The sequence below is a fragment of the Streptomyces hokutonensis genome, assembly GCF_000376565.1.
GTDB lineage: Bacteria > Actinomycetota > Actinomycetes > Streptomycetales > Streptomycetaceae > Streptomyces > Streptomyces hokutonensis.
In genome coordinates, this window is the sequence record NZ_BARG01000025.1 from 1 (window position 1) to 17,322 (window position 17,322).

Here is a 17,322-nt window from a genome sequence, read left to right on the forward strand (position 1 = left end):
AACGGATCGATCCATGTCGAGTCATCCGCTGGAGTCACCCCTCCTACGCCTGCCCACGCAACAGTTGGCCCGCTGGCTACGGAACTGCCTGCAAACTCAGAGGGCAGTGCAACATCCATGAGCAGACCTTCTGTTGCTCCAGCCACTTGAAGACTTCGGCTCGCTTGTAGAGGATCTTGGCGTTCCTGCCTCGGCCGAGCTTGTAGCCCTTCAAGCCAAGTTTTGATGCCTCCCTGTAGACCCAGCTCGTGGACATATTGAGCATTACAGCGACCTGAGAAGTATCCATAGGACGGGCTCGATGCTGCGGCGCCGGTGCGACGAGTCGACATCAGAGCGAGTCTCGGCGGGATGCGACTGCGGTTCCACGTGCAAGATGGCTCCTTGAGGCTGGCCCGAGCCCTGTGACGGCGGCGCTCGCGCTCTGCTCTGGCCCAGTTCTAAACGTTCTTGACACTCGCCCCTGTGCCAGAAGCCACCGGCCGAGCTGCAGACATGGTCATCAGGGACGCCGGTCTGGCTTGGCCGTGATTCAGCGCTATATGGCCCCGCCGCGTCGGCCGCTCAGGCTTCCTGGAACTGCGGTCACCTCTTCCTGCGGGCCGGAATGAGAGAGGGGTGGCCAGTTGACCGAAGGCGGCACGTGGCCCGATTTCCGATCGTGTGACTTCGCACCTGATGACCGTCCAGACCGTCCGAGTGGCGATGCTCACTGACGTCCTTCAGATGGTGCTGGGTAGGCTCGGGTCGTCGTCGCGGTGGCGTCCGCGACAGTGATGGATGCCCTCTTCGGTCGCCTGACGAGGTGTCAGGAAAGTCGGCAAGTGGTCAGCATGAGTCCTGAAAAACCCAGGGAAAGCTGCCCGTACATGCGACTCGTTGTAGGGTGAGGAAACAGCCCTTGACCTGCAAAAACGCAGGCAGGGAGCCTACCTGTGGGAGCACCCCGATGTTGCGCACCATGTTCAAGTCCAAGATCCACCGTGCCACCGTCACCCAGGCCGACCTGCACTATGTCGGCTCCGTCACCATCGACGCCGAGCTGCTGGACGCCGCCGATCTGCTGCCCGGCGAGCTGGTCCACATCGTCGACATCACCAACGGCGCCCGCCTCGAGACGTACGTCATCGAGGGCGAGAGGGGCTCGGGCGTGATCGGCATCAACGGTGCCGCCGCCCATCTCGTCCACCCCGGAGACCTGGTGATCATCATCAGTTACGCTCAGGTGTCCGACGCCGAGGCGCGGGCGCTTCGGCCCCGGGTCGTGCATGTGGACTCCGCCAACCGGATCGTGGGCCTAGGTGCCGATCCGTCCGAGCCGGTGCCGGGTTCCGAGCAGGCGCGCAGCCCGCAGGCCGTCACGGCCTGACCACCACACCAGGAGAAGGCCCATGAGCGAGATCGAGATCCGCGACGACCGGGCGGCGGGCCGCCTGGAGGCGATCGGCGACGGTGAAGTCGTAGGCCACATCGAGTACTTCGTCCTCGAATCCCCCGCGCGCGCCCTCGTCCCCGTCCACACCATCGTGGAACCGGCCCACGAGGGAAAGGGCATCGCGGGTTCCCTGGCCCGCGAGCTGTACGGCATCGCCGCGCGCGAGGGCATCGTCGTCGCCCCGCTCTGCCCCTACGTCGTGAAGTGGGCGGCCCGCCACCCCGACGAGGCCCCGGCCGCCGACCCCGCGCTGCAGAAGGCGGCGATGGAGTGGCTGACGGCGCATCCCGGCCGGTTCTAGACGGATATCGGCAGCGGTTCCAGAAGGAAAGGCCCAGCCCGCGTGCTCGCCCTGCTCCACACCTCGCCCGCCCACGTCCCGGTCTTCGACGTCCTGCGCGACGAGGACCACCAGGGCCTGGAACTACGGCACTACGTCGAGGAGGACCTGCTCGCACGGGCCCGCCGCGAGGGCCCGGAAGCGGTGACCGACGCGGTACGGGACGTGCTGCGGGAGGCCGTCGCCGACGGTGCCCGGGCGGTGCTGTGCACCTGCTCGACGATCGGCGCGGTGGCGGAGTCGGCCGGGGTCGGTGTCGGCGTACCGGTGCTGCGCGGCGACCGCCCGATGGCGGCGGCGGCCGTCGCCGCGGGTGCGCGTGTCGTCGTGGCCGCCACGCTGGAGAGCACGCTGCGACCGACCGCGGCGCTGATCGAGGAGGAGGCCCGCCGCATCGGCCGCTCCGTCACTGTCCGCACCCTGCTCGTCGACGGCGCCTGGGCCCACTTCGAGTCCGGCGACACGGAGGGCTGCGCCCGTCTGGTCGCCGATGCGGTGAACGCGGTGGGGGACGCCGACGCGATCGTCCTCGCGCAGGGGTCCATGGCTGGCGCCCAGCAACTGACCACCACGCCCGTGCCGGTGCTGTCGAGCCCGCGGCTGGGGTTGGGGGCGGGGGCTCGGGCGGTGCGCTTCGGGTGAGTCTGGGTGGCCCGCGCCCCGCGTGAGCCCGGCCGGGTGAGTGGTGGCGCGGGTGACGGGTAGGCGGGGGAGTAGTCCAGAGCCGATGTACCCACTGGCTGGAGGACACCATGACCAACCCGTACCCCGACCCCGTGCCACCCGGACCCACTCCTGGGCCCGACCCCGTACCTCCGGGACCGACCCCGGGCCCTGGTCCCGTACCGCCGGGTCCCACACCTGGCCCGGACCCGGAACCCCCGACGCCCCGGCCCACACCGCCGCCGGGCCCCTTCCCCGGCCCGTCCCCGGTCCCGCCCGGCCCGACCCCGGAGCCCTCTCCGTCGCCCATCCCACCGGGCCCGGAACCCGTGCCGAACCCGGAGCCGGGACCGCCGCTCACCTGAAGCCGGCCGTATGAAGCCGGGCGGGTGCACGTCGCCCACCTGGAGCCGGCCGGCGACCGTGACGCCCGCCGGCCGCGCTCAGCGCGCCCTCCTGGCAGGATGGCCGACATGGAACGTGTGCTTGGAATCGGCGGACACTTCATGCGGGCCGGTGACCCGGCGGCGCTCGGCGCCTGGTACCGCGACTGCCTCGGCCTGGACGTCGACGAGCACGGGCTGTGGCAGCAGGAAGCCGGGCCGACGGTGTTCGCGGCCTTTCCGGCCGACACCGACTACTTCGGGTCCCGCACCCAGCAGACCATGCTCAACTTCCGCGTCCGCGACCTCGACGCGATGCTCGCGCAGCTGCGCGCCAAGGGCGCGGACGTGGACGCGGAGACGCAGGACATGGACGGCGTCGGACGGTTCGGCTGGGTCACCGACCCCGAGGGCAACCGCATCGAACTGTGGCAGCCCGCCTGACCGGATCCCCGGCAGGCGGGCTCGGCACAGCGGCAGACGTCAGCCCGTGACCTCCGAGCGGTCACCGCCCCAGAGGGTGTGGAACGAGCCGTCCCGGTCCACCCGCCGGTACGTGTGCGCCCCGAAGAAGTCCCGCTGCCCCTGTGTGAGCGCCGCGGGCAGCCGCTCGGCGCGCAGGGCGTCGTAGTAGGCGAGGGCCGCCGAGAAACCGGGCGTGGGGACGCCCTGGCGGGTCGCCGCGACGACGACTTCGCGCCAGTCGTCCTGCGCCGCCGCGATCTCCTGCGCGAACGTCTCGTCGGACAGCAGGCTCGGCAGGTCCGCGCGGGCGTCGTACGCGGCGCGGATACGGTCGAGGAAGGCCGCGCGGATGATGCAGCCACCGCGCCAGATCGAGGAGACCGCGCCGAGGTCGACGTTCCAGTCGTACTCCTCGCTGCCCGCAGCGATCTCGTGGAAGCCCTGCGTGTACGACACGATCTTCGACGCGTACAGCGCCTGCTCGACCCGGTCCGCGAAGGCCCCCGCCTCGGCCTCGCCCAGGGGAGTCGCCGTCGGTCCGGCCAGCCCGCGTGAGGCCTCGCGCAGCGCCGCGTGCCCGGAGAGGGAGCGGGCGAAGACCGCCTCCGCGATACCGGAGACCGGGACGCCCAGGTCGAGGGCGATCTGCACCGTCCAGCGGCCGGTGCCCTTCTGCTCGGCCTGGTCGACGACGACGTCCACGAACGGCTTGCCGGTGGCCGCGTCCACGTGGGACAGCACCTCGGCGGTGATCTCGATCAGGTAGGAGTCCAACCGGCCCGTGTTCCAGGTGCGGAAGATCTCCGCGATCTGCGCGGGGGAGTACCCGGCGACATCGCGCAGCAGCTGGTACGCCTCGCCGATCAGCTGCATGTCGGCGTACTCGATGCCGTTGTGCACCATCTTCACGAAGTGCCCGGCACCGTCGGGACCCACATGGGTCACACAGGGCGCCCCGTCCTCCGCCTTCGCGGAGATCTTCTCCAGCATCGGACCGAGCGAGTCGTACGACTCCTTCGGGCCGCCCGGCATGATGCTCGGCCCGTTCAGCGCGCCCTCCTCGCCGCCGGAGACGCCCATGCCGACGAAGTGGATGCCCTGTTCGCGCAGGTCGCGCTCGCGGCGGCGGGTGTCCGCGAAGTGCGCGTTGCCACCGTCGATGATCATGTCGCCGGGTTCGAGGAGCGGGGCGAACTCCTGGATCACCGCGTCCGTCGGCTCACCGGCCTTGACCATGATGACCAGGCGGCGCGGACGCTCCAGCGCGGTCACGAAGTCCTTGGCCGTCTCCGCCGCGATGAAGTCGCCCTCGCCGCCGAACTCCTCCACCAGGGCATGGGTGCGGGACGCGGTCCGGTTGTGCACGGCGACCGTATAGCCGTTGCGCGCGAAGTTCCGGGCGAGGTTGCGGCCCATGACCGCGAGGCCCGTGACGCCGATCTGCGCTGAAGTGCTCATTCGGTTGGCTCCTAAGGATCAGGAAGGTCCTGAACATCGGTGGTACCGGTCGTGCTCGCCAGTATTGCCGCTCGGTCCATCCTGGCCTGCCGCTACCCCGGCCGCACGTGCTCACCGCAACCGGAGCGGCCCGCTCGCCACTTGAGCCACAGGGCGGCCGGTTGCCGTCTTGTCATGGCCTGTTCGGGGCGCTTACTTTTGGCCCTCCTGACATATGTCGAGGGGGATTCTCCATGGCCGTACGCGGCCGGCACCGCCGGTATCAGCCGAACAGGATCAACCGTTCCTCGCTCCTCACGGTCACGGCGGGCGGTGCGGGCATCGCGATCCCCCTCGTCGGCGCCGGTGCGGGCAGTGCCCAGGCGGCCGATGTGAGCACCTGGAACAAGGTCGCCGCCTGCGAGTCCAGCGGCGACTGGAGCATCAACACCGGCAACGGGTACTACGGCGGGCTCCAGTTCACCCAGTCCACCTGGGAGGCCTACGGCGGCACCGCGTACGCGCGCCGCGCGGATCTGGCCACCCGGGACCAGCAGATCGCCGTCGCCGAGAAGGTGCTCAAGGGCCAGGGCCCCGGCGCCTGGCCGGTGTGCTCGGTGCGCGCCGGGCTCACCCGGGGCGGCGACACCCCCGACATCCACGTCGGCGGCACCAAGACCACCGGCACGGCGAAGGCCAAGAGCAAGGCCGAGGACGCCAAGACGCAGACCGTCAAGCGGTCCGTGAAGGACGTACAGCCGCAGACCACACCGCAGTCCCGCGCGGGCACCGTCGAGATGTACACGGTGGTGCGCGGCGACACCCTCTCCGGGATCGCCGAGACCGAGCGCGTCGACGGCGGCTGGCACGAGCTCTACACCGCGAACCGTACGACCGTCGGCGACGACCCGGACCTGATCCTGCCGGGCCAGCGGCTGAGCCTGCACTCCAAGACCGAGGCGAAGACCCGTACGGCGACGAAACCGGCCACCAAGGCCGAGACGAAGAAGACCACCACCAAGAAGTCGACGAGTCACTCCCTCGTCGCCCCTGTCAACGCCCCCATCGGCACGGCGTACCACGCGGAGGGCTCCGCCTGGTCGAAGGGCTACCACACAGGCGTCGACTTCCTTGTCCCCACCGGCACTTCGGTGAAGGCCATCGAATCGGGACAGGTGGTCACGGCCGGCTGGGGCGGCTCCTACGGCTATCAGGTGGTGATCCGGCACGCCGACGGGCGGTACTCGCAGTACGCCCACCTGTCCGCGATCTCGGTGCGGGACGGCCAGTCCGTGGGCGCCGGGCAGCGCATCGGGCGGTCGGGGTCCACCGGCAACACCACGGGCCCGCATCTGCACTTCGAGGTGCGGACGGGGCCCGGGTTCGGTACCGACATCGACCCGCTCGCCTATCTGCGGGCCGGTGGCGTCACGATTTGACTCGGGTGCGATGCCGGTCGTGGACCGGCATCATCACGTACAGCCCGGCGTGGAACGGGCCGAAGTAGCCCGGCGCTTCGGCCGAGCCGGCCGGTTCCAGGGTCCCGTAACCCTCGTCGGCCGGGATCGCCGCCGGGGCCGGGACGAGAATGTCCCCGGCCGTGACGCCGAGCTCCGCGTCGACGTTCGCGCTCACGTCGACGGGCTGTCCAGGGAGGGCGTCGAGCAACTCCTCGATGGGCGACGGCGCGAGGGGAGGCGCCGTGGTGGACGGTGCGTGCTCGCTCTCCAGCCGCTCCGTGGTCAGCAGGATCAGGCCACCGGCGGCGACCACTCCGGCGCTCAGGGCGAGCAGGGTGCCCGTCGTGCCGTAGCGGAAGGTCTCGCCGAACATCGTGATGCCGACGACGGCCGCCACCACCGGGTTGACGACCGTCAGGACGGCCAGCGGAGCCGCCAGGCCCGCGCCCCGGTAGGAGGCCTGCGAGAGCATCAGACCGGCGACCGCGAACACGGCGATCACGGCCAGGAAGGGGATGTCGGTCGCCGATATCGCGCCGTTGTCCCAGTCGACCGTCACCGTCTTCGTGAACACCGAGGACATGCCGAACGCTATGCCGGACGCGGTCGCCAGCAGCACGCTGCGCACCGCCGGGTGCCGGTGTGCCGCGCGGCCGGCGATCATCAGGGTCGCGACCACCGCGCCGGTGAACACCGCCACGGACACCCGCTGGGCGGTGCTCAGCGAGTGGCTGTCGGACGCGCCGACCAGGGAGAGCAGACCGGCGAGACCGATCGTCGCCATGATCGCGCCGCGCCAGGCCGTGGAACCGGCCTTGCGGCCGACGAAGAGGGCCGCCATCGGCAGCGCGAACACGATGGTCAGCGCGCCCAGCGGCTGCACCAGGCTCAGCGGGCCGTAGGCCAGCGCCACCACGTGCAGCAGACCGCCGGTGCCGTTCAGCGCGACCGCCGCCCACCAGCTCGGGCGGCGCAGCGGCGCGTACTCCTGGTCGGGAGAGGACACCGCGACGCGCTCCTGCACGATCGCTCCGCCCGCGTAGGCCACGGCGGAGACGAGCGACAGCACGATGGACAACGCGAGGGCGCTCATCGGCAGCTCCTCTGCGTCAGGCGGGCACCTCTGGCACCACGCGGCGAACGGTCGGCTTTCATACAGAACACGATGCCTGTCGATGTTCTTCCCGTCGTCGTACCTGAGCACCGATTGGGTAGTACTGCCGATGGAGTACGAAACCGCCCTTGTCCTCCCCAAGGTGGGTGACATCAGGGGGACACCCCCTGGGTGGAACCCCTAGAAGCCTTGGTACTACTGCTGTTCGTGGACCTCGACCCCGAACTCGCCGCGCTCCGCGCCCTCGGCGGCTTCTTCGTACTACGCACGGGCGCGGCCCCGAACGGCCCGCTGCCGACGCTCGCGGCGACCTACGAAAACCCGGTGCCGGATGTTTACGGAAATTCCCTGACTTTCCGTGTCCATGCCGTCGCGGAACGTCTCCAGGCCCCTGAGGTGCGGATTGCCGCCTCGATCGCACAACAGGCGCTCGCGGCCCGCTTGTGGTCGGCTGCGCTGGGCTGCGCCGCCCTCTACGGCCGCATCCCGGACCTCGACCCGCGCCTGCTGCACTGGGACGCGGGCAGCAGCGCCCCGGACGACCTGTGGCTGGCCGAGGTCCGCCCGCTGCCCGTCGACGCCCTGGTGGACGTCGTGCTCCACGGCCACCTGGAGCCCCTGAACGCGGCCCTGGTCGCCCACCACCACATGTCCGCCGGCCTCCTGTGGGGCAACGCGGCCTCCGCGCTGGCGGGCGCGGCCCGTGAACTCGACCGGTGGGCACGCGCGCGTGGCCGTCCGGAAGTGGCCACGCGCGCGCGTGCCCTCACGGCGGAACTGCTCGCCCATCCCCTCCTGGCGGGCACCGGAACCCTCACCGGAACCGCCTTCCGGCGCCGCAGCTGCTGCCTCTACTACCGGGTCCCCGGGGGCGGGGTCTGCGGCGACTGCTGCTTCACACAGCCGCCCGGCCCTTCCGCGAAAGCCGCTTCTGGGTGACCATGAGTGCAATCAGCCGCTGAGAACAAGGGGTTACGGGTGCGAGTGGGACTGCTGACCCGGGAGTACCCGCCGGATGTGTACGGCGGCGCGGGCGTCCATGTGGAGTTCCTGGCCCGGGAGTTGAGGCCCCTGGTCGACCTCGACGTGCACTGCTGGGGCGAGGGCCGTACGGAGGGCGTCGTACGCCACCGCTCCTGGCCGACCCTGGACGGCGCCAACGACGCCCTGCGCACCTTCTCCGTGGACCTCTCCATGGCCGCCGCGCTCGAAGGCCGCGAACTCGTCCACTCCCACACCTGGTACGCCAACCTGGCCGGCCACTTCGCCAAGCTCCTCTACGGCGTCCCGCACGTGATGACCGCCCACTCCCTGGAGCCGCTGCGCCCCTGGAAGGCCGAGCAGCTCGGCGGCGGATACGCCCTCTCCAGCTGGGCCGAGCGCACCGCGATCGAGGCGGCCGACGCCGTGGTCGCCGTATCGGGAGCCATGCGCGAGGACATCCTCGCCTGCTACCCGTCGCTGGACCCGGCAACGGTGCGGGTCATCCACAACGGCATCGACACCACGCTCTACCGCCCCGACCACGGCACCGACGTCCTCACCCGGCTCGGCATCGACCCCGACCGCCCCTACGTGCTGTTCGTCGGCCGGATCACCCGCCAGAAGGGCGTGCCCCATCTGCTGCGCGCGGTGCGCGGCCTCGACCCGGCCGCGCAGGTCGTGCTGTGCGCGGGCGCTCCCGACACGCCGGAGATCGACCGGGAGTTCCGCGACCTCTTCGAGGAGCTGAGCCGGGTCCGCGAGGGCGTGCACTGGATCCCCCAGATGCTGCCCCGCCCGGAGGTCATCCAGCTCCTCACCCACGCCACCGTCTTCGCCTGCCCCTCGGTCTACGAGCCCCTGGGCATCGTCAACCTGGAGGCGATGGCCTGCGGTACGGCCGTGGTCGCCTCGCGTGTCGGGGGCATCCCCGAGGTGGTGGCGGACGGCGAGACCGGCCTGCTGGTGTCCATCGAGGAAAACTTCGAGGAGAACCTGGCGGCGGCCCTCGACTCCGTGCTCGCCGACCCGGAGACTGCGAAGCGCATGGGCGAGGCGGGGCGGAAGCGCGCGGTGGGCGAGTTCGGCTGGGACGCCGTGGCGCTGCGCACCGCGCGGCTCTACGAGGAGATCCTCAAACAGGCTTAGTGTGCGCTGCTCAGGGGCAGGCTGGGATCAACCAGGGTGAGGGGAGCGGCCATGCGTCGTGGTGGTCCTTCGGTGCTCGGAATCGTGCTCGCGGGCGGTGAGGGCAAGCGACTGATGCCCCTGACCGCGGACCGCGCGAAACCGGCGGTCACGTTCGGCGGGACGTACCGTCTCGTGGACTTCGTGCTGTCCAATCTCGTCAACGCCGACGTCCTGCGCATCTGCGTCCTCACGCAGTACAAGTCGCACTCGCTGGACCGCCACATCACCACCACCTGGCGCATGTCCAGCCTGCTCGGCAACTACGTCACACCGGTCCCGGCGCAGCAGCGCCTGGGCCCGCGCTGGTACCTCGGCAGTGCGGACGCGATCCTCCAGTCGCTGAACCTGATCTACGACGAGCGCCCCGAGTACGTCGCGGTCTTCGGCGCCGACCACGTCTACCGCATGGACCCGCGGCAGATGCTCGCCCAGCACATCGACAGCGGCGCGGGCGTCACCGTGGCCGGAATCCGCGTCCCGCGCGCGGAGTCCTCGCAGTTCGGCGTGATCACCCCGGGCTCGGACGGCCAGACGGTCGAGCGCTTCCTGGAGAAGCCCGCCGACCCGCCGGGCCTGGTCGACGACCCGGAGTGCGTCTACGCCTCGATGGGCAACTACATCTTCACCACCAAGACCCTGATAGAGGCCCTCCAGCGGGACGCCGAGGACATCGGCTCGGTGCACGACATGGGCGGCTCGATCCTGCCCGCGCTCACCGACCGGGGCGAGGCCGCGCTGTACGACTTCAGCGCCAACCACGTCCCCGGCGAGACCACCCGCGACCAGGGCTACTGGCGGGACGTCGGCACCCTGGACGCCTACTACGACGCCCACATGGACCTGATCGCCGAGCGCCCCGCCTTCAACCTCTTCAACCGCAACTGGCCCATCTACACCCACTCCGGCCAGCTCTCCCCGGCCCGCTTCAACGCCGGCGGCATGGCCAGCGAGTCGATCATCAGCTCCGGGTGCCTCATCCGCGGCCAGGTCACGCGCTCGGTGCTGTCCCCGGGCGTGGTGGTCGACCCGGGAGCCGTCGTCCAGGGTTCGATCCTGCACGACAACGTCCACATCGGGCGGGGTGCCGTGGTCCGGGGCGCCGTCCTCGACAAGAACGTCGAGGTGCCGCCGGGCGCGACGATAGGCGTCAACCCGGAGCGCGACGCCGACCTGTACACGGTCTCCAAGGGCGGGGTCATCGCCCTCGGTAAGGGCCAACTGGTCACGTAGATACCGAAGATCGGCCCCGGTGCGTCTCGACCGCACCGGGGCTTCGCCGTGCCCTGACCCTGGCTTGTCATGTCCCTGGACGGAAGGCGGAATCCGTGTTGTCATGCCAACTGCTGCCCATGACAACGTTGTTATGGAGGTTCCATGCGCATCAGACGTCTCAGAGACCGACTCGCGCTCCTGCTCGCCCTGGCACTCGGCATCGCCGCCCTGGCCGCCGTCCCCGCCGCGAGCGCCACTACCGCCGACGACCCCGTCGAGATCCACGGCCTGAAGGGTGAGTACTACACCCAGTCCGCCCCCGGCGCCTTCGACTTCGCCGACCTCAAGGCCACCGGCGTCGACCCGAACCTCGACTTCGACAACCTCGAACCCCGACTCGCCTTCACCACCGGCCGGTCGGACGACGTCAGCATCCGCTGGACCGGAAAGATCGTCCCGACGAAGTCCGGCCCCCACACTTTCTCGATCATCGGCGACAACGGCTTCCGCCTCTGGATCGGCGGACAGCTCGTCATCGACCACTGGGTCGACGACTGGGACACCGAACAGACCGCCGCCCCCGTCGAGTTGACCGCCGGCACGGCCTACGACATCAAGGTCGAGTACTTCGAGCACTACGGCGGCTCCAACCTCCACCTCCGCTGGACCGAACCCGGCGGCACCAAGGTCCCCGTCCCGCAGTCGGCCTTCCGCCTTCCCGACGGCTACGACTACGACGGCGCGATCGCCACGACGGTCACCAGCACCGGCCGCACTCTGAAACTCGACTTCGCCCAGCCCCTCGCCACACCCCCGGCCGACCTCACCGACCACCTCGAAGCGGTGATCGGCGGCGCCAAGTGGCCCCTGGGGACCGCTCAGTTGGACCCGGCGGACGCGCGGACCCTGCTCATCCCGCTCACCGAACCCGTCGTCGGCAACAAGACGGGCACCGCCCCCGGTACCGCGGACATCCGCTACGACGGCGCAGCCGGCCTCGGCACGGCCAATGGCAACGTTATCAACGCCTTCTGGAGCACCGGCCCCAACCACTCCACCCACGAACTGCGCACCCAGTGGGCCGACCAGGTGGGCCCGCACAACGCCCTCCCCGAGTACCCGCGCCCCCAGCTCACCCGCACCGACTGGCGCAACCTCAACGGCAGTTGGCAGTTCGCGGCGGCCACAGCGGGCGAGTCCCCGCCCGTCGGCCGGACACTCGCCGAGCGCATCCTCGTCCCGTACCCCGTCGAGTCCCAGCTCTCGGGCCTGGAACGGCACGAGGACCGCATGTGGTACCGCCGCACCTTCACCGTCCCCGCCGACTGGAGGATCGGCTCGGGCAAGCGGCTGATGCTCAACTTCGGTGCCGTCGACTGGCGGGCCGAGGTCTACGTCAACGGCACGAAGGTCACCGAACACCAGGGCGGCTACGACAAGTTCGGCGTCGACGTCACCGACGCCCTGAAGCCCGGCCGCACCCAGGAACTGATCGTCGGCGTCTACGACCCCACCGACGCGGCGAACGGCGAGAACCCGCCGATCGGCAAACAGCGCCTCGACCCGAGCGGCATCTGGTACACCCCCACCTCGGGCATCTGGCAGACGGTCTGGATGGAACCGGTCGCCCCCGACCACGTCGACTCCCTCAAGCTCACCCCGGACGTCACCAAGAGCCAACTCACCGTCGAGGCAAAGGGAGTCCGGGACGGCGTACCGATCACGGCGACGGCGTACGACGGAAAGCGAGCGGTGGCCACCGCACATGGCCGCACCGGTGACCCGCTCACCCTGACCATCACGAACCCCCGACTCTGGTCGCCAGACAACCCGTTCCTCTACGACCTGAAGGTCACCGTCGGCCAGGACCGCGTCGGCAGCTACTTCGGGATGCGCTCGATCGCCGTCGAGAAGGTCAACGGCGTCCCGCGCACGGTCCTCAACGGCAAGCCCATCTTCATGATGGCCACCCTCGACCAGGGCTTCTGGCCGGACGGCCTCTACACCGCGCCGACCGACGAGGCACTGGCCCATGACCTCGAGGTGCACAAGGAGTTGGGCTTCAACGCGGTGCGCAAGCACATCAAGGTCGAGCCCGACCGCTGGTTCTACTGGGCCGACCGGCTCGGCCTCATGGTGTGGCAGGACATGCCCGCGATGACCGCCGGGGTGAACCCGTCGCCCGCCGCCCGCGCCGAGTACGAGCGGGAGATGAAGCAGATGATCGACCAGCACATCAGCAGCCCGTCGGTCGTCATGTGGGTGACGTTCAACGAGGGTTGGGGCCAGTACGACGAGGCCCGCATCGCCGACCAGGCGAAGGCCTGGGACCCGACGCGGCTCGTCAACAGCATGTCCGGCATCAACCTCGGCGTGGACGGCGGCACCGGCGACATCATCGACGAGCACGGCTATCCCAGCCCCGCCCTGCCACCCCACCCGGACGGTCAACGCGCCCTGGTCAGCGGGGAGTACGGCGGTCTCGGGCTCGCGGTGCCCGGACACGCCTGGTCGGTCCAGCAGTCGTACGTCGACGTCGACCCGGCCGCCTACACCGACGACTACCTCGCCAAGCTCGCCGAGGTGCACGCCCTGACGTGCCAAGGGAGCAATGGCGCGGTCTATACGCAAATCTCCGACGTCGAGGGTGAGTTGAACGGCCTGATGACGTACGACCGCCGGGTGCTCAAGCCCGACGCGCAACGGGTGAAAGCCGCTCAGCAGGCCCTGATCCGCGACGCCTCGCAGGCGACCCCCGCAGGGTGCCCCACCACCTGAACTCCCCTGGAGGACCCATGAGATGGACCCGGCGCCTGCGGTTGTGCATGGCGGGGGCGGTGGCAGTCTCCGCGCTGTTCGCCGCCCCCGCCGCAGCCGAGGCCTCTGTCGACGGTCAACTCACCGACCTGGTCAACCCGTTCATCGGTACCGAGAACGACGGCAACACCTATCCCGGGGCCGCCGTGCCCTTCGGCATGGTGCAGTTCTCGCCGGACACCGGCCACAACACCGGCTACGACTACTCCCAGAACCACATCCGCGGCTTCTCCCTCGTGCACCTCTCCGGCGTCGGCTGCGGCCTCGGCGGCGATCTGCCCGTACTGCCCACGACCGGCGAGGTGACGCAGACGGACTACGCCCAGTACGCGGCCGAGTTCAGCCACGACGACGAGCACGCGAGCCCCGGCTACTACCAAGTCGGCCTGAAAACCGGCATCGAGGCCGAACTGACGGCGACCACGCGCACCGGCGTTCAGCGCTACACCTTCCCGGCCACCGACAAGGCCAACGTGCTCCTCAACGCGGCCCAGTCGCTGCACAGCGGCGTCGCCTCGAAGGTCGAGGTCCTCGACAACAGGACCGTGCGCACCACCATCACCGGCCGCGGCTTCTGCCAGGACACCAAGCCGTACACCGTCTACACGGTCACGCGCTTCGACCGGCCTTTCACCGCGTACGGCACCTGGAACGGTCCAACGGTGACCGCCGGTTCCAGGACCGGGAGCGGCGGCGCGTACGTCCGCTTCGACACGACCAAGGACCGTACGGTCGAGGCGACCACGGCCCTGTCGTACGTCGACGCGCACGGCGCGGCGGTCAACCTCCGTACGGAGGGCGGGAGTTCCTTCGACGCCGTCCGCCACCGGGCCCAACGGGCCTGGGAGGGCCGGCTCGACGACGTACGCGCGCAGGGCGGCTCCGACAGTCTGCGCCGGACCTTCTATTCGTCCTTGTACCGGTCCTTCCTCGCGCCGAACGTCGGCAGCGACGCCGACGGCCGCTACACAGGCTGGGACCAGAAGATCCACCGCGCGAAGGGCTTCACGTACTACCAGAACTGGTCCCTGTGGGACACCTACCGCACCCAGTCCCAGCTCCTCGCCCTGCTCGCACCCCGCGAGGCCCGGGACATGGCGATCTCGGTGATCAAGATCGACGAGGAGAGCGGCTGGCTGCCCAAGTGGGGCTACGGCACGGTCGAGACGAACATCATGACCGGCGATCCGGTCACTCCGTTCCTCACCAACGCTTACCAGCAAGGCCTGTTGAAGGGCTACGAGGAGCGCGCCTACCGGGCGTTGAAGCAGAACGCCGACGGCGTGCCGCCCACCGAGTCGGCGGCGGTCGGGCGGGAAGCGAACAGGGAGTACATCGCCGAAGGCTTCGCGCCGTACATCAAGGACCGTCCGCACGCGAAGCCCGGTGACTCCGACTACGACCACGGGGCCTCGGCCACCCTCGAGTACGCCCTCTCGGACGCGATGCTCGCGCAGATGGCCCGCGACCTCGGGCACGGCGCCGACGCCGCCCGCTATGCCGCCCGTGCCCAGAGCTACCGGAACATCTTCGACCCGTCGACCGGCTTCTTCCGCGCCCGCGACGCCTCCGGTGCCTTCGTCGGTCCCGCCGACCCGGCGCAGAGCGAGGGCTTCCACGAGGGCACGTCGTGGCAGTACCAGTGGCTGGTGCCGCAGGACCTGCCCGGCATGGTCGACCTCATCGGCGGGCAACAGGCGGCCAACGCCCGGCTGGACTCCTTCTTCGCCTACGACCAACTGCTCGCCGACCCCGCGAAGACGGCCCGCGAGGTGTGGGTCAACGGGCCGTACGACTACTACAACGCGGACAAGTACAACCCGCAGAACGAGCCGGACCTGATCGCCCCGTACACCTATCTGTCGACCGGACAGCCGTGGAAGACGACCGATGTCGTCCATGCGGCGCTGACCCTGTTCACGGACGGTCCGACCGGCATGACCGGCAACGACGACCTCGGCACGATGTCCGCGTGGAACGTGCTGTCGTCGATCGGGATCTTCCCGGTCCAGCCCGGCTACGACACCTGGGGCCTGTCCACGCCCGTCTTCGAGCGGGTCGACCTGACTCTGGACCGCCGCTACTACCCGCACGGCGCCCTGACCATCAAGGCGCCCGGCACGTCCGCCGGCGACCGTTACATCCAGGCGGCCCGGACGGACGGGACGTCGTACGACCGCACCTATCTGACCACCGGGCTGCTGAGGTCCGTACGGTCGCTGGACTTCACGGTCGGCCCGCACCCGTCGGAGTGGGGTACGTCACCCCAGGCGGGACCGCCGGCACTGAAGTGACCTCAGGCGCCACTGGAGTCCCGCCCCTCCCACGGGGGCGGGACTGGGGCTGGATGTAATCTGCTGTTAACTGTGCGTAGCTTGATCGTACTTGACCGTAATCGCTTGTCGGCGCTTGACTGCTTGCTCACCCCTAGTCGACGCGAGGCAAGCCTTTGACTTCTGACCTGCTCGCTCCTCTCGACCTGGCGTTCTGGAACATCGAGTCCGACCGGAACCCGATGCACCTGGGCGCACTCGGCGTCTTCTCGGCACACTCGCCGACCGCGGGAGCCCACGCCGCCGACCTCCTCGCCGCCCGTGCCGCCGCCGTTCCCGGGCTGCGGATGCGCATCCGGGACGTGTGGCAGCCGCTGTCCCTGTCCTTCGGGAGCGCCACCCGCGAGGAGGACCCCGACTTCGACCCGCTGCACCACGTCCGGCTGCACGCCCCGACCGCCGACTTCCAGGAGGTCGCGGGCCGGCTGATGGAACGTCCGCTGGAGCGCGACCGGCCCCCGTGGGAGGCGCATGTGCTGCCCGGCGAGGACGGTGTCTCCTTCGCCGTGCTGTTCAAGTTCCACCACGCCCTGGCCGACGGACTGCGGGCGCTGACCCTCGCCGCCGCGATCCTCGACCCGATGGACATGCCCGAGCGGCGGCCCCGCCCCGAGGAGCCCGCGCGCGGCCTGCTGCCCGATGTGCGCAAGCTGCCCGGGCTGCTTCGGGGTGCCCTGTCCGATGTCGGCCGGGCCCTCGACATCGGGGCGTCCGTCGCCCGCTCCACGCTCGACGTCCGCTCGTCGGCGGCGCTTGCCTCCGAGCCGTCGGGCACCCGTCGTACGGCCGGAGTCGTCGTCGACCTCGACGACGTGCACCGGATCCGCAAGACCGTCGGCGGGACCGTCAACGACGTGCTCATCGCCGTCGTCGCGGGCGCCCTGCGCCGCTGGCTCGACGAACGCGGCGACGGCAGCGAGGGCGTCGCGCCCCGTGCCCTGATCCCCGTCTCCAAACGCCGTCCGCGCAGCGCGCAGCCGCAGGGCAACCGGCTCTCCGGGTATCTGATACGGCTGCCCGTCGACGACCCCGACCCGCTCGGGCGGCTCGACTCGGTGCGCGCCGACATGGACCGCAACAAGGACGCGGGCCCCAACCGGGGCGCGGGCGCCGTCGCCCTGCTCGCCGACCACGTACCGGCGCTCGGCCACCGGCTCGGCGGACCGTTCGCCGCGCAGGCCGCCCGGCTCTGGTTCGACATCCTCGTCACCAGCGTCCCGCTGCCCAGCATCGGTCTGAAGCTCGGCGGCAACCCGGTCACCGCGGTCTTCCCGTACGCCCCGCTGGCCCGTGGCCAGTCCCTCGCGGTCGCCGTCTCCACCTTCCGCGGGCACGTCCACTACGGCCTTGTCGCGGACGCGGCGGCCGTACCGGATCTCGATCTGTTCGCCCGCGCGCTCACCGAGGAGGTGGAGACACTCATCACCGCCTGCGGGTCGTGACGTGGAACGAGTTTGGTGCTGCGGCCCGGCGCTCCGTAAAATTCCCTGT

At 70.1% G+C, this 17,322-nt stretch carries 14 protein-coding genes; 11 read left to right on the top strand and 3 right to left on the bottom strand.

The window, feature by feature from the left end:
• Nucleotides 1-76 precede the first annotated feature (76 nt).
• A complete protein-coding gene (locus tag SSP08S_RS60715; RefSeq protein ID WP_369407091.1) occupies nucleotides 77-289 on the bottom strand; it encodes a helix-turn-helix domain-containing protein in 213 nt (70 codons plus the stop codon).
• Between the two features lie 660 nt (nucleotides 290-949).
• Between SSP08S_RS60715 and panD the strand changes: the two genes are divergently transcribed.
• The 4 genes from panD (at nucleotide 950) to SSP08S_RS13970 (ending at nucleotide 3,265) form a co-directional block, all read left to right on the top strand.
• Nucleotides 950-1,369 (top strand): aspartate 1-decarboxylase, encoded by a 420-nt coding sequence (gene panD / locus SSP08S_RS13955; RefSeq protein WP_019068223.1) that lies wholly within the window; start codon nucleotides 950-952, stop codon nucleotides 1,367-1,369.
• 22 nt (nucleotides 1,370-1,391) lie between these two features.
• Nucleotides 1,392-1,736, top strand: coding sequence for a GNAT family N-acetyltransferase (locus SSP08S_RS13960; protein ID WP_019068224.1), 345 nt, complete (start codon nucleotides 1,392-1,394; stop codon nucleotides 1,734-1,736).
• A 42-nt stretch (nucleotides 1,737-1,778) separates the two neighbouring features.
• Nucleotides 1,779-2,417 (top strand): aspartate/glutamate racemase family protein, encoded by a 639-nt coding sequence (locus tag SSP08S_RS13965; protein WP_019068225.1) that lies wholly within the window; start codon nucleotides 1,779-1,781, stop codon nucleotides 2,415-2,417.
• A 494-nt stretch (nucleotides 2,418-2,911) separates the two neighbouring features.
• A complete protein-coding gene (locus SSP08S_RS13970; protein WP_019068226.1) occupies nucleotides 2,912-3,265 on the top strand; it encodes a VOC family protein in 354 nt (117 codons plus the stop codon).
• Nucleotides 3,266-3,304: 39 nt separating this feature from the next.
• Here the strand turns inward: SSP08S_RS13970 and gnd are convergent, their stop codons facing one another.
• On the bottom strand, nucleotides 3,305-4,744 hold the full coding sequence (gnd, locus tag SSP08S_RS13975; protein WP_019068227.1) for an NADP-dependent phosphogluconate dehydrogenase: 1,440 nt from the start codon (nucleotides 4,742-4,744) through the stop codon (nucleotides 3,305-3,307).
• 233 nt (nucleotides 4,745-4,977) lie between these two features.
• On the opposite strand from gnd, the gene SSP08S_RS13980 reads away from it, so the two are divergent.
• Entirely contained in the window at nucleotides 4,978-6,162 is a 1,185-nt protein-coding gene (locus SSP08S_RS13980) for a transglycosylase family protein (RefSeq protein ID WP_019068228.1), read from the top strand.
• Here SSP08S_RS13980 and SSP08S_RS13985 read toward each other — a convergent pair.
• Nucleotides 6,152-7,276: a DMT family transporter gene (locus SSP08S_RS13985; RefSeq protein ID WP_019068229.1), complete on the bottom strand. Its 1,125-nt coding sequence runs from the start codon at nucleotides 7,274-7,276 to the stop codon at nucleotides 6,152-6,154. The two genes, SSP08S_RS13980 and SSP08S_RS13985, sit on opposite strands and share 11 nt — an antisense overlap.
• A 210-nt stretch (nucleotides 7,277-7,486) precedes the next feature.
• On the opposite strand from SSP08S_RS13985, the gene SSP08S_RS13990 reads away from it, so the two are divergent.
• From SSP08S_RS13990 to SSP08S_RS14015, 6 genes are all read left to right on the top strand, one after another.
• Nucleotides 7,487-8,236, top strand: a complete 750-nt coding sequence (locus tag SSP08S_RS13990) for a (2Fe-2S)-binding protein (RefSeq protein ID WP_019068230.1) — start codon at nucleotides 7,487-7,489, stop codon at nucleotides 8,234-8,236.
• 39 nt (nucleotides 8,237-8,275) lie between these two features.
• Complete coding sequence (gene glgA, locus SSP08S_RS13995; protein ID WP_026178476.1) at nucleotides 8,276-9,427, top strand: glycogen synthase; 1,152 nt, start codon at nucleotides 8,276-8,278, stop codon at nucleotides 9,425-9,427.
• 51 nt (nucleotides 9,428-9,478) lie between these two features.
• Entirely contained in the window at nucleotides 9,479-10,699 is a 1,221-nt protein-coding gene (glgC, locus tag SSP08S_RS14000; protein WP_051105905.1) for a glucose-1-phosphate adenylyltransferase, read from the top strand.
• A 144-nt stretch (nucleotides 10,700-10,843) separates the two neighbouring features.
• Nucleotides 10,844-13,459 carry a glycoside hydrolase family 2 gene (locus SSP08S_RS14005; RefSeq protein WP_019068233.1) on the top strand — a complete coding sequence of 872 codons (2,616 nt, stop codon included), beginning with the start codon at nucleotides 10,844-10,846 and terminating at the stop codon, nucleotides 13,457-13,459.
• Nucleotides 13,460-13,476: 17 nt separating this feature from the next.
• Nucleotides 13,477-15,792, top strand: a complete 2,316-nt coding sequence (locus SSP08S_RS14010) for a GH92 family glycosyl hydrolase (RefSeq protein WP_026178477.1) — start codon at nucleotides 13,477-13,479, stop codon at nucleotides 15,790-15,792.
• A gap of 155 nt (nucleotides 15,793-15,947) precedes the next feature.
• Nucleotides 15,948-17,273, top strand: coding sequence for a wax ester/triacylglycerol synthase family O-acyltransferase (locus SSP08S_RS14015; protein ID WP_019068235.1), 1,326 nt, complete (start codon nucleotides 15,948-15,950; stop codon nucleotides 17,271-17,273).
• The last annotated feature ends 49 nt before the right edge of the window (nucleotides 17,274-17,322 follow it).